Source organism: Paraburkholderia solitsugae, assembly GCF_013177695.1.
GTDB classification, from domain to species: domain Bacteria; phylum Pseudomonadota; class Gammaproteobacteria; order Burkholderiales; family Burkholderiaceae; genus Paraburkholderia; species Paraburkholderia solitsugae.
This window is the reverse complement of record NZ_WOEY01000126.1, coordinates 14,284-26,516: the sequence shown is the minus strand read 5'-3', so window position 1 is coordinate 26,516 and position 12,233 is coordinate 14,284. Positions and strand designations below refer to the sequence as shown.

The window sequence follows — 12,233 nt, the reverse complement described above, 5'->3', positions numbered from 1 at the left end:
AGGCATTCCGATGGCAATGAGCCCCTTCGCCGACGACGATGACGACGGCCTGATGAACGAAATCAACATGACGCCGCTCGTCGACGTGATGTTGGTTCTCCTGATCGTCTTCATGGTGACGATTCCGGTGATTCGTCACGCGGTCAAAATCGATCTACCGCATGCGAGCAGTCAGAAAGAAGATACCAAGCCCGCACAAGTAACGGTCGTCATCGACGCGGACGGCAACGTGTTGTGGGACGACAAGAAGGTCGACGACGCGGCGTTGCGCGCGAAGATCGCAGAGGCTGCACAAGCGAATCCGCAGCCGGAACTGCATCTGGATGCGGACCGCAAGGTCGCGTACGAAAAAGTGGCGGAAGTGATGTCGGCGGCGCAGGCCGGCGGCCTCACGAAGATCGGCTTCGTCACGCAGCCTAAAGGCAAATAACGGCACGTGATCCGCGCGCGGCAACCCGCCACTGTTAAGCAGCGCCTGCCGAAAAACAGAAAAGCCCTTGAAACAAGGGCTAAAAGTAAAAGGCCTTCATCGTCAGATGAAGGCCTTTTTTGTGCGCACTCGGCGCCTTCGGGCGGCGGGATCATTTACCATCAGAAGATGACTGATAGCTCGAGTCACCGCATGCGACAGCCGTGATCGACACGGACAGCGCGGTCAGCCCTATCAGGCCCACTATCATAGAGGCCATGAGTTTTCGCATAAGAGACTCCTTAGCGAAGGGATTTCACTATAGGCCTGTGAGCGCGCGCATTCAAGCAAACTGTCATTGAAAGTACTCATGACAAGCCGCGCTTAAATGCTAAAAGCGATGTTGCAGCGCGTAATACGTGCTATGAAGCGACCGCTAGAACGGGCTGCGCAGCGTCTTGCGCTGCACGCGTCGGACACTCGCCCGTGATGTGCTTACCTTCGTCCGGATCGAGCATTTCGACCAGATAATCGACGAATGCGCGCACAGCCGGCACCATCCCCTGCCGCGACACAAATACCGCGTACAACTGCGGCGTCGGAAGGGTCCACCCCGGCATCACCGGCGACAACTGTCCCGCGCGCAACGCGCTGCCGTACATCATTTCCGGCAATGCGGCGATACCGACGCCGGATAGCACCGCTTCACGAATCGTCATCAGATCGGCGGTGACGAGGCGCGGCTCGTGTTCGTGCGCGTGGTGCGTGCCATCGGGAGCGATCAGATTGAAGACGTGGCGGCCGTCGCCTGTCGGCACGTCGAGCGTTTCAAAACGGCTCAGATCGCCAGGTAACAGCGGCGGCGCATTCTGCTGCAACAGGCTCGGCGCACCAACCAGCATCTGCTGCGTGCGCCACAACGGGCGCACGACGATGTTGGCGTTTTCTGGCGGATCGGAACGCACGCGCAGCGCGATGTCGATCGAATCCTCGAACAGATCGATCACACGGTTCGTCACGCGCATGACCACGCGCACTTCCGGATAGCGATGCATGAATTCCGGCAGGATCTGCGACAGAATCGTCTGCGAAATCGTCACTGGCACGCTGACGCGCACCGTACCGCGCGGCGACGAGCGCAGCTGCTGCACGACATTAACGGCCGCCTGGGCCTCGCTCAGCATCGCCTGACAGTGCTGGTAGAAGAGCTGGCCGGCTTCGGTGAGCGCCAGCTTGCGGGTGGAGCGCTGCAGCAAACGAACGCCCAGCGATGCTTCCAGCTCGGTCAGCCGGCGCGACAGGCGCGACTTGGAAATGCCCAGAACGCGCTCGGCCGCGGAAAAACCACCGTGTTCGACGACCTGCGAAAAGTACATCAGGTCATTCAGATTGTGTGAATCGATCTTCATCTCATCGTTCCAGTAATAGAACAATCCATTGCGTGACGGTGGCTGGCACCTAGGAAAACGGTCCCTATAATAGCTCCATGTTTCAAAAATAACGCTATTCCCCATTTTTCAAGGTGACTTTGATGAGCACGACACGCACGATCGAACGCACGTTTCCCGCTGTTCGCACGACCGAAGGCGGCGGCTTTATCGTTCACCGCCCGTTTCCGACCCGTTTGCTGATGGATTTCGATCCGTTCCTGCTGCTCGACGAAATGGGGCCGATCGACTACGCGCCGGGCGAGGCGAAAGGTGCGCCGGATCATCCGCATCGCGGCTTCGAGACCGTCACGTACGCGCTCGAGGGCCAGTTCGGCCACAAGGATTCGGCGGGCCATTCGGGCACGCTGCGTCCCGGCGACGTGCAATGGATGACGGCGGGCGCAGGGGTCGTGCACAGTGAGATGCCGGACCCGTCGTTCCTGCGCACCGGTGGGCGCGTGCACGGCGTGCAACTGTGGGTGAATCTGCCGCGCCGCGACAAGATGATCGCGCCGCGCTATCAGGAGATACCGTCGGCCAGCATTCCGGTCGCAACGTCCGCGGACGGTAAGGTCACCGTCAAGGTGATCGCAGGCGAAGCGCTCGGTGTGAAGGCGGCGATCGAAACGCGCACGCCGATCCTGTATCAGCATTTCTCGCTGCAACCGGGCGCGACGATCCAGCAGCCGGTGCCCGCCGACTATCGCGTGTTTGCTTACAGCCTGTCCGGCAAGGGCTTCTATGGCGAAGGCGAGGCGCGACAGGAAATCGACGCGCAGAAGATGGTTGTGTTTCAGAACGACGGCGAATCGGTCACGCTCACGGCCGGCGCCGAGCCGCTTGAAGTGTTGCTGCTCGGCGGCGTGCCGCTGAAGGAACCGGTGGTGCGCTACGGCCCGTTCGTGATGAACACGGAAGATGAAATCCGTCAGGCCGTGACCGATTACCAGGCCGGACGCATGGGCGCGATCACCCACTAATCGGCCACTTCGGCACGCGCCGCCGCTCACGATTGCGGTGGCGCGGCGCTCACCACGCCGCCGGCGCCGGCGCCGGCGCCGCCGCACATGGGCGCGAAGGCCGGTAAATTCGTTCACAATAGCAATTCATGCCGCGCGCCACGCTGTCTAACCATGACGGACCGTGGCGCGCGGCGATTTCCGTCCCTGTTCAGGAGCGCGCATGGCAGAGTCCACCGTCACCGCCCACATCGGTTCGACGAATTTCCAGGTCCATTTCGACGACGGCAAGCACACGTGGCTCGCCGACGAACCTGAGTCGCTTGGCGGCGGCGATCGCGGGCCGGCGCCCGTCGCGCTATTGCTGTCGAGCCTCGGGGCCTGCACGTCGATCACGCTGAAGATGTACGCTCAGCGTAAGGGCTGGCCGCTCGCTGGCGTGCGCGTGGCGCTGTCGATGGAAACCGGCGAGGCAGGCTCGACCATCGACCGCAAGATCGTGCTGGAAGGCGATCTGACCGACGAGCAGCGGGAACGACTCTTGCAGATTGCCAATGCGTGCCCGGTTCACAAGATCCTCACGCATTCGATCACGATACGTTCGGGTCTTGCCGTTGCATGACGCCATGCGGCCTCACGCGTCAGCACGTTGGCGCGATAGCTCGCTGGGCGCGACAATGGCGGGAGCCGGCTCAACCGGGCTGAATGTTGTAAAACGCTTTCATAGGAAGCCGTCGTTTTGAATTTCGAACACCTTATCCAGATCAACGATCCGTTGAATCCGTTAGTCGACTCGATGACCCGCGAGCAGTTGTGGGAGGGTCTCGTGCTGCGTGCCGAACAGCCGCAACTGTTCGTGATCGGACTCGACAGTTGCACCATCCTTTCGCGCGAAGGCGACACGCTCGAGCGCGAACTGCACTACGGCCAGGCCACTGTGCGCGACCGTGTCACGCTTCAGGATCGTCAGAGCGTGCGCTACGACATCCTGCCGACCGCGGACTATGTGGGCGGCTCGCTGACGATGACCATCGAGCAGCCTGACGAATTGCAATTGTTCCTGCGCTTCGAATACACGACCACCTTGCCGGTCTCCGACGACCAGGACGCTGTGACGACGCAAGAGATCGTGAAGTCAGCGTATCGCGAGAACGATATCGATACCGTGCGGCTGATCCGCCAGTACGTGCAGACCAAGCAGGAGCCTGGTTCGTTGCATTGAATCGCGTGCGGGCGTTCTGCCCGCGCCGTTGCGCTGCGTGAGGCCGCCCTGTAGAAGGCGGCCTGCCTTCCCTTGTCGCCCTGCTCCCCATCATTCAACTATCGAAAGTCAGATCCGATGAATTTCTCTTTCTTTCAAATGGGAATGGTTATCATTTAGAATTAATCCATCGAATCGACAACAGCAAAAACGAATGACCGATCTCAACCGCTCTTCCATGCTCAGCCTGCGCCGCCCGACGGCCGCGCTGACCAGCCGTCCGAAAGCATCGACGGCGACGGCAACCGCCGCGAAGCCCGCTGCGGATCGCGCCAACGGTTCGGGCGAAACGGCGGATCGGGTCGTACGCAGCGACGCACTGCTGCAAGGACATAGCCACGTCAGCATCCTGCATAACGGCGAAACCTACCAGTTGCGGGCAACGCGCCTGGGCAAGCTGATCCTGACGAAGTAACAGGTGAGAACGAATAGAAGGTCGTACCGGGTATTGTGGGGACCACCTCCTCGAGAGGTGTTAGGCAGTAGCCAGCCACGACGGCTTGCACGTGAGAACTAGACCCCTTCGTGCAGACACCAAGCCAGCCGTCGCAGCAAGCCAGGCCGCTTTTTTGGTTCTCACCCAATGCGGATACACGAAACGACGTGTGTTGCAAACAAGCAAATTTAAAAGCCGTGGGATGCTGTCATCTCCACGGCTTTTTGTTTGGCACGGCGCCGATAGAGTCTCGATAACGCGTCGCAGCGTTCAGACTCACTTCGACGCCCAGCCCCAGAACATCAACCACCATGCGCTATCGACAACCGCGAGCGCCGCGACGAACCACACCATCGCGAGGCCGCGTTGAACGAAGCGCGCGCTGTAGCGGCGTGTGACGAGCCAGGCGAGCCAGGCGCTCCACAGGTTGGCAATCGCCAGAATCGCGATACGCATATCCGACGCCCACCACAACGACACATGTTCCGCACGCAGCAGCGACAGCGTGGTCGCCGACAAACCGAGAAACACGCCTGCGCCGGCAATGGGAATCAGGCCTTGCGTCAAATGATGCAGACGCACGAAGTTGAAACGCCCCAGCGTGCGCGTCGCGCCCATCAGCAGCACCAGCAGCGCCGTGCCGTACACCAGCGCCGTGGCGAGGATGTAGCCGATCACCATCGTACCGTCGAGCCACGAGAACACGTCGTTCTGCTCGGGGTAATGCGTGAACAGGAACCACGGCGCGTTAGTGTCGAGCGGCCAGGTGATGTCATGATCGACCAGCCACGTGGCGAAGAACATCTTCAGATCGATGAACCAGCGCGAAGCGGTCCAGTGAAACGCACCGATCGCGATGCCGAGCAGGCCGTACAGGATCAACGCGGTATCCCACGGGTTCGCCTGTTTGTCGCCGAGCTGCACGACTTCCGACGACGGCGCGCGCCACGTCAGCGCGATGGCGTCGCGATGCCCGCTGCAACGGCCGCACATATGACAGTCCGACGCGCCCTTCATATTGCGCAACGGCACCAGCGGCGCGCAATTGATCGGAATTACGCGATGCCCATGTTCGCCGTTCTTGTACGAACGTCGCCACGCGTCTTCATCGACTTTGTAGTGGAACGGCGCGAGACGCGCCAGTAGTGAAAAAACCCCGTTGACGGGGCACAGATACTTGCACCAGACGCGCTTCTCGCGCCCGTATAGCAAGCCGATGATCATCGCCGCGAAGGTCGAGCCGCCGAGCACCAGCAGCACTGCCTTCGGATACTGGTAGACGCTGACCATCTGCCCGTAGATGGTGGTGATGCCGAACGCGACGAACGGCCAGCCGCCCCAGCGCATCCAGCGCGGAATCGCCCAGCCGCGACCATACTTGCTGGCGAATTCGGCGAGCGCGCCTTCTGGACACAGCACGCCGCACCAGACACGGCCCAGCATCACCATCGACAGCAGCACGAAGGGCCACCAGATGCCCCAGAACACAAACTGCGCGGCAAGCGTCAGGTTATTCCACAGATGCGCGGTGTCGTCCGGCAGCGGCATCGCCGCCGGCACGAGAATCAGGAACGCGTACACCGCCACCACGACCCACTGAATGCCGCGAATGAAGCCGCCGTGACGCTGCATCCACTGCCCGGCCGCGGCAAGGCGCCCCGGGCGGGTCATGACGGTGCTCATGCTGCGCGCCCTACGGCTTGCTGTACCGGTTTGCGATTCGCGCGGCGCACCAGCAGATAAACGACCGCCCAATACACGGCGTAGGCAATCAGATTCATCAGCGCCGGGTGGGCGCGATAACCGGTGAGCGTCGCGACCAGCGAACCCAAGGTGCTCGAATCGTCGAGGATTACTGACGAATTCCACATCTGATCGATGATCGTCGGCAGGATTTCCTTGTCGATCAACTTGTCGACGCCGGTCTGGAACAGGCCCGCACCGAGGAACAGCAGCATGATTTCCGTGACGCGGAAGAAGAGCCGCCACGAGAAGTATTTGCCGCCCAACTGCAGCACGTAGAAGGTCAGGAACGCGAGACCGAGGCCGATCAACACCGCGAGCATCTGACTGCCGTCCACGTGACCCGATTGGCCAAAGCCGAGACCGTACAGGAAGATCACCGTTTCACTGCCTTCGCGAGCGATCGCCAATGCGACCAGCAAGGCGACGCCCCACCAGTTCGAATCGTGCTTGCTCTTTTGCAACGACTGTTCCATGTCGCGCTTGAGGGACCGGCCGTGCTGCTTCATCCACAACACCATCTGCACGATCAGCACACACGCGACCAGCACCATGGCGGTCTGGAAATAATCCTGCGCGTCACCGGAGAGCACTTCGGTGAAACCGACCAGCGCCGCGCCAAGCGCGACCGCCGCGATCACACCGGCCGCGACCCCGCCCCACAGGTACGGCAAACCGCGGCGCGCATCGTCGTCGCCATTTTTCAACCACGCGTACAGGATGCCGACGACCAGCAAGGCCTCGACACTTTCCCGCCACACAATGAATAGAATCTGACCCATCCAAGCTCTCCCTTCTACCCTTCTGCTACTGCGGCGAACGCGTGACCTTTTTGTCCAGGGCATGCGCTCGCGTCCCAAGCCGCTACTTCGCGACGATCACGCCTTGCGCCTGCTGATGGAAATCGTCGAAGAACTTGTATTCGCCCGGCTCCAGCGGAGCAATCACGACAAACGACTCCGCACCCGGCGCCAACACCTTTTCTTTGCGCAACTGCACGCTTTCGAACTCGGCCGCGCCCTTGCCGGTATTGCGCACTTCGATCTTGATACGCTGCCCCGCCGGCACTTCGATGCGAGCTGGATTCAGCTTGCCGTCGGTCATTTCCAGCTTGAAGGTCGGCAGATCCGCCGCGTGCGCGGCGCCCGCCAGCAGGGTGGTCATGGCGAGGATCGCGATCTTTCGGTTAATTCTCATTAGCCTTTCCGGAAAACGCGGCGCGGCGGGATTTGTTGTCCGCACGCCGCCTGCTGCATTCACTCCTTCGCTCACGCGTGGCCACAAGCGACGCGTGACGAGCCGTGATGATCTGCGTCTGCGGCGATCAGTAACCGCCCTTCTTGCCGATACCCGCGTACGTGAAATCGTATTCGAGCGTAATCGGCCTGAACCACGGACCCACGCCGGTTTCCTTGTCGACGTGACGGCCGAACGCCATGTGGCCGGTTTGCATCGGCGCTTCGACGATCATCTTCAGGTGATATTTGCCCGGACCTTGCAGCTTGACGTTGTCGCCGTAGTGCGGACCGTCGTTAGCGACCATCGCCATCATGTCGCCCTTCTGGGTCTGATTCGAACCGGCTTTCGTCAACTCATAACGAACTTGCAGATACGGCATCCAGTCGCCTTCGGCGAAACCGGTCGGATTGTTCTTGACCGCGTGGATGTCGGCTTCCAGGTGGATGTCCGAGTCCGACGCCTTGCGCATCATGCCTTCGGGTTCCATCGTGACCGGCTGCAGGTAGACCGCGCCGATTTCCATGCCGCCCTGAATCTGCTGCTTGCCGATCGGGTATTCCGCTGCCGTTGCGGAAAGCGCCGCGACTGCCGCCACCGCCGCTGCGCCACCGCGCACAAATGAAGAAATCCGCATTGAAACTCCTTGTTTTTATCAGACTGGAATCGAACCCATTGGAACAGTGCGTTGCGCATGCGTTTTATGCCGCGATCCGGGCGTTCCTGAACAGGCGCGGCGGACCGTAAGACTCTTTACGAACGTTAATGCGAACCATTCTCAATATTGGTCGAGTTTATCACTGATTGGTAGGGAGAACAAATGCGGTCGCGCGCAAAGCCTTATGGCAGCGGGGGTCTTAAGGCGGCCTTCAGGAAAGCGCGGATGAAGGTGTTGGCGGGGTGTAAGGCGTAGGAAAGACAAGGCGCGGCACATTGCCGCGCCCTGAGCGTAAGGAGGGGTCGATTAAACGCCGGGCACGTGGTCGCCGACGTTCGCGCCGAACACGCGTTGCCGCAGCAGCGCCAGTTGATCGCGGGTCTGCGCGGCCTTCTCGAATTCGAGATTCTTCGCGTGCTCCATCATCTGTTTTTCGAGACGCTTGAGTTCCTTGGCGAGCTGCTTCTCGGACATGTCCTCGAATTTCGCCCGAGTCTGCTGTTCCTTCAGCTCGGCACGCGCATCGTCGACGTTATACACGCCGTCGATGATGTCGCGGATCCGCTTGACCACACCGCGCGGCGTAATGCCGCGCTCCAGGTTATAGGCAATCTGCTTGGTGCGCCGCCGCTCGGTTTCGTCGATGGCGCGGCGCATCGAGTCGGTCACTCTGTCCGCATAGAGAATCGCCTTGCCGTTCACGTTACGTGCCGCCCGGCCGATGGTCTGGATCAGCGAGCGCTCCGCGCGCAGGAAGCCTTCTTTGTCCGCGTCGAGAATCGCGACCAGCGAGACTTCCGGAATATCCAGCCCCTCGCGCAGCAGGTTGATCCCGACCAGCACGTCGAACGTGCCCAGCCGCAAATCGCGGATGATTTCCACCCGCTCCACCGTATCGATGTCGCTGTGCAGGTAGCGCACCTTGACGCCGTGGTCGGCCAGAAACTCAGTGAGCTGCTCCGCCATACGCTTGGTCAGCACCGTGACCAGCACGCGGTCGCCGACTTTGACGCGCTCGTTGATCTCGGCGAGCACATCGTCGACCTGGGTGCGCGCCGGGCGCACCTCGATTTCCGGATCGACGAGGCCGGTTGGACGCACGAGTTGCTCGGCCACCTGCCCCGCCGTCTTTTTCTCGTAATCTGCCGGCGTGGCCGACACGAACACGACCTGGCGCATCTTGCGCTCGAACTCGTTGAACTTGAGCGGACGATTATCGAGCGCTGACGGCAGGCGAAAACCGTAGTCGACCAGATTCTCTTTACGTGCCCGGTCGCCGTTATACATGCCGTTCAGCTGGCCGATCAGCACGTGCGACTCGTCGAGCAGCATCAGCGCGTCGGGCGGCAAATAGTCGACCAGTGTCGGCGGCGGCTCGCCGGGGGCGGCGCCCGAGAAGTGCCGCGAGTAGTTCTCGATCCCCTTGCAGAAACCCAACTCCTGCAGCATTTCCAGATCGAAGCGGGTGCGCTGCTCGAGCCGCTGCGCTTCGACGAGCTTTCCGTTGCTATAGAAGAACTCGAGCCGGTCGCGTAGTTCGGTCTTGATTGTTTCGACCGCGCGCACCACGGTGTCACGCGGCGTCACATAGTGCGACGACGGGTACACGGTGAAACGCGAAATCTTCTGCCGCACGCGGCCGGTGAGCGGATCGAACAGTTGCAGCGTCTCGACTTCGTCGTCGAACAATTCGATGCGCACCGCCATTTCGGCGTGCTCAGCCGGGAAAATATCAATGGTGTCGCCGCGCACGCGAAACGAACCGCGCTGGAAGTCGGCTTCATTGCGGTTGTACTGCATCGCAATCAGCCGGGCGATGATGTCGCGCTGGCCGAGCTTGTCACCCGTGCGTAGCGTCAGAATCATCTTGTGATACTCGGACGGATTGCCGATACCGTAAATCGCCGACACCGTGCCGACGATGATCACGTCGCGCCGCTCCATCAGGCTCTTGGTGGCCGACAGCCGCATCTGTTCGATGTGCTCGTTGATCGACGAATCTTTCTCGATGAACAGGTCGCGCTGCGGCACGTACGCTTCCGGCTGGTAGTAGTCGTAGTACGAAACGAAATACTCGACCGCGTTGCGCGGAAAGAACTCGCGAAACTCCGAATAGAGCTGCGCCGCGAGCGTCTTGTTCGGCGCGAAGACGATCGCCGGCCGGCCGAGCCGCGCGATGGTGTTGGCCATCGTGAAGGTTTTGCCGGAGCCGGTCACGCCGAGCAGCGTCTGGAACGACAAGCCGTCCTCAATGCCTTCGACAAGCGTGTCGATCGCCGTCGGCTGGTCGCCGGCGGGCGGATACGGCTGGTAAAGCTGGAACGGCGAGCCTTCGAACGTGACGAATTTGGATTCGTCAAGCGTCTCGTCGACTTCGGTCAGATGTTGTTCGGACATGGGGAGCGGCACCGGGCCTTGGGCAAAGAACTATTCTAACGGGTTGCGGGAACCCGGGCTGAGCGGGTCTGCGTAGGGCTTGCGGGGACGGCGGGATGCACGCCAGGTGGCCGATGCAGAGGCGGTTTGCCGCCGGCTTGAGCCAGTTGTTCAGCCTTTGCCGGCCTCGTCCCAAGCAAATCCGCTACGACGACATGACACCGGAGTGCCTGTTTTTCAAGCAAATAATTCAGTCTCGCGGCCGTCGCTGGTCGAAAAAATGCCTGCGGATTCGCTACAATGGCAAGTTGCGCTCGCTCGTCGATGCCCGCCCGCCGTCTGAATTGTCCGTCAGGCACCGTTGGCCGGGCCGCCCGCGCTCGAAGCCGTCCTCTTTTCACTACTGCTGCCCATCCATCATGTCTCTGTTCTCCGCCGTCGAACTTGCTCCCCGCGACCCGATTCTGGGCCTGAACGAAGCTTTCAATGCCGATGCGCGCACCACCAAGGTCAACCTTGGCGTCGGCGTGTACTTCAATGAAGAAGGCAAGATTCCGCTGCTGCGCGCCGTGCGCGAGGCGGAAAAGGCACGCGTCGAAGCTGCGCTGCCGCGTGGCTATCTGCCGATCGAAGGCATCGCCGCCTACGACGCTGCCGTGCAGAAGCTGCTGCTCGGCAACGACTCGCCGCTGATCGCGGCAGGCCGCGTCGTGACGGCGCAAGCACTGGGCGGCACGGGCGCGCTGAAAATCGGCGCCGACTTCCTGAAGCGCCTGAACCCGAACACCAAGGTTGCGATCAGCGACCCGAGCTGGGAAAACCACCGCGCGCTGTTCGAAAGCGCCGGCTTCGAAGTCGTGAACTATCCGTACTACGACGCGCACACGCACGGCGTGAACTTCGAAGGCATGCTGAGCGCGCTGAACAGCTATGCCGCAGGCACGGTTGTCGTGCTGCACGCATGCTGCCACAACCCGACCGGCGTCGACCTGACGGTCGACCAATGGAAGCAGATCGTCGAGGTCGTCAAGGCGCGCAATCTGGTGCCGTTCCTCGACATCGCTTACCAGGGCTTCGGTGACGAGATCGAATCCGACGCTGCAGCAGTCCGTCTGTTCGCGGCATCGGAACTGAACGTGTTCGTGTCGTCGTCGTTCTCGAAGTCGTTCTCGCTGTACGGCGAGCGTGTCGGCGCACTGTCGATCATCACGGCAAGCAAGGAAGAGTCTGCTCGCGTGCTGTCGCAACTGAAGCGCGTGATCCGCACGAACTACTCGAACCCGCCGACGCACGGCGGCTCGGTGGTTGCGGCGGTGCTCGCATCGGCTGAACTGCGCGCCACGTGGGAAACGGAACTCGCCGAAATGCGCGACCGTATCCGCGCAATGCGCAACGGTCTGGTCGAACGTCTGAAGGCAAGCGGCGTGGATCGCGATTTCGGCTTTGTGAACGCACAACGCGGCATGTTCTCGTACTCGGGTCTGACGGCGCCGCAAGTGGATCGCCTGCGTGAAGAGTTCGGCATCTACGCGGTGAGCACGGGCCGCATCTGCGTGGCTGCGCTGAATACGCGCAACCTCGACGTGGTGGCTAGCGCGATTGCTCACGTGCTGAAGTAAGGCATTTCAGGGCGCGGGGCGTTCATCGCACGCGCCTTGCCTGGCTAAAGCGGCTTGAATTGCTTGTTGAAGCTGCTTGTAGAAACGGCGCCCTCTCGGGCGCCGT

At 61.3% G+C, this 12,233-nt stretch carries 12 protein-coding genes; 6 read left to right on the top strand and 6 right to left on the bottom strand.

All coding sequences use genetic code 11. The features are described from left to right. The first annotated feature begins 10 nt into the window (after positions 1-10). Positions 11-430: an ExbD/TolR family protein gene (locus tag GNZ12_RS31285; protein WP_172315987.1), complete on the top strand. Its 420-nt coding sequence runs from the start codon at positions 11-13 to the stop codon at positions 428-430. 401 nt (positions 431-831) lie between these two features. Here GNZ12_RS31285 and GNZ12_RS31280 read toward each other — a convergent pair whose 3' ends face one another. Then, on the bottom strand, positions 832-1,818 hold the full coding sequence (locus GNZ12_RS31280) for a LysR family transcriptional regulator (protein ID WP_172315986.1): 987 nt from the start codon (positions 1,816-1,818) through the stop codon (positions 832-834). Positions 1,819-1,940: 122 nt separating this feature from the next. Here GNZ12_RS31280 and GNZ12_RS31275 point away from each other — a divergent pair, with 122 nt between their 5' ends. The 4 genes from GNZ12_RS31275 to hemP all read left to right on the top strand — a co-directional run bounded on the left by GNZ12_RS31275 (position 1,941) and on the right by hemP (position 4,474). After that, positions 1,941-2,819, top strand: coding sequence for a pirin family protein (locus GNZ12_RS31275; RefSeq protein ID WP_172315985.1), 879 nt, complete (start codon positions 1,941-1,943; stop codon positions 2,817-2,819). Positions 2,820-3,021: 202 nt separating this feature from the next. Next, positions 3,022-3,420, top strand: coding sequence for an OsmC family protein (locus GNZ12_RS31270; RefSeq protein ID WP_172315984.1), 399 nt, complete (start codon positions 3,022-3,024; stop codon positions 3,418-3,420). 117 nt (positions 3,421-3,537) lie between these two features. After that, entirely contained in the window at positions 3,538-4,020 is a 483-nt protein-coding gene (locus GNZ12_RS31265; RefSeq protein WP_074284863.1) for an SRPBCC family protein, read from the top strand. A 193-nt stretch (positions 4,021-4,213) separates the two neighbouring features. Then, positions 4,214-4,474, top strand: a complete 261-nt coding sequence (gene hemP / locus GNZ12_RS31260) for a hemin uptake protein HemP (protein WP_172315983.1) — start codon at positions 4,214-4,216, stop codon at positions 4,472-4,474. Positions 4,475-4,771: 297 nt separating this feature from the next. Here hemP and GNZ12_RS31255 read toward each other — a convergent pair whose 3' ends face one another. From GNZ12_RS31255 to uvrB, 5 genes are all read right to left on the bottom strand, one after another. Next, positions 4,772-6,178 (bottom strand): 4Fe-4S binding protein, encoded by a 1,407-nt coding sequence (locus GNZ12_RS31255; protein ID WP_172315982.1) that lies wholly within the window; start codon positions 6,176-6,178, stop codon positions 4,772-4,774. Next, on the bottom strand, positions 6,175-7,020 hold the full coding sequence (locus GNZ12_RS31250; protein WP_172315981.1) for an FTR1 family iron permease: 846 nt from the start codon (positions 7,018-7,020) through the stop codon (positions 6,175-6,177). The genes GNZ12_RS31255 and GNZ12_RS31250 overlap by 4 nt, the downstream gene beginning before the upstream one ends. An 82-nt stretch (positions 7,021-7,102) precedes the next feature. Further along, positions 7,103-7,435, bottom strand: a complete 333-nt coding sequence (locus tag GNZ12_RS31245) for a cupredoxin domain-containing protein (protein ID WP_074284867.1) — start codon at positions 7,433-7,435, stop codon at positions 7,103-7,105. A gap of 127 nt (positions 7,436-7,562) precedes the next feature. Next, a complete protein-coding gene (locus GNZ12_RS31240; protein WP_172315980.1) occupies positions 7,563-8,111 on the bottom strand; it encodes an iron transporter in 549 nt (182 codons plus the stop codon). 327 nt (positions 8,112-8,438) lie between these two features. Further along, positions 8,439-10,529, bottom strand: coding sequence for an excinuclease ABC subunit UvrB (gene uvrB, locus GNZ12_RS31235; protein ID WP_172315979.1), 2,091 nt, complete (start codon positions 10,527-10,529; stop codon positions 8,439-8,441). A 398-nt stretch (positions 10,530-10,927) separates the two neighbouring features. Here uvrB and GNZ12_RS31230 point away from each other — a divergent pair, with 398 nt between their 5' ends. Next, the gene (locus GNZ12_RS31230) at positions 10,928-12,127 is read left to right on the top strand and encodes an amino acid aminotransferase (RefSeq protein WP_172315978.1); all 1,200 of its coding nucleotides are present in this window, start codon (positions 10,928-10,930) and stop codon (positions 12,125-12,127) included. Positions 12,128-12,233 lie beyond the last annotated feature (106 nt).

Coding starts and splice junctions, on each gene's coding strand:
- GNZ12_RS31255 (WP_172315982.1), bottom strand. CDS start 6,178: ATGAGCACCGTCATGACCCGCCCGGGGCGCCTTGCCGCGGCCGGGCAG.
- GNZ12_RS31275 (WP_172315985.1), top strand. CDS start 1,941: ATGAGCACGACACGCACGATCGAACGCACGTTTCCCGCTGTTCGCACG.
- GNZ12_RS31250 (WP_172315981.1), bottom strand. CDS start 7,020: ATGGGTCAGATTCTATTCATTGTGTGGCGGGAAAGTGTCGAGGCCTTG.
- GNZ12_RS31270 (WP_172315984.1), top strand. CDS start 3,022: ATGGCAGAGTCCACCGTCACCGCCCACATCGGTTCGACGAATTTCCAG.
- GNZ12_RS31285 (WP_172315987.1), top strand. CDS start 11: ATGGCAATGAGCCCCTTCGCCGACGACGATGACGACGGCCTGATGAAC.
- GNZ12_RS31240 (WP_172315980.1), bottom strand. CDS start 8,111: ATGCGGATTTCTTCATTTGTGCGCGGTGGCGCAGCGGCGGTGGCGGCA.
- GNZ12_RS31230 (WP_172315978.1), top strand. CDS start 10,928: ATGTCTCTGTTCTCCGCCGTCGAACTTGCTCCCCGCGACCCGATTCTG.
- uvrB (WP_172315979.1), bottom strand. CDS start 10,529: ATGTCCGAACAACATCTGACCGAAGTCGACGAGACGCTTGACGAATCC.
- GNZ12_RS31245 (WP_074284867.1), bottom strand. CDS start 7,435: ATGAGAATTAACCGAAAGATCGCGATCCTCGCCATGACCACCCTGCTG.
- hemP (WP_172315983.1), top strand. CDS start 4,214: ATGACCGATCTCAACCGCTCTTCCATGCTCAGCCTGCGCCGCCCGACG.
- GNZ12_RS31280 (WP_172315986.1), bottom strand. CDS start 1,818: ATGAAGATCGATTCACACAATCTGAATGACCTGATGTACTTTTCGCAG.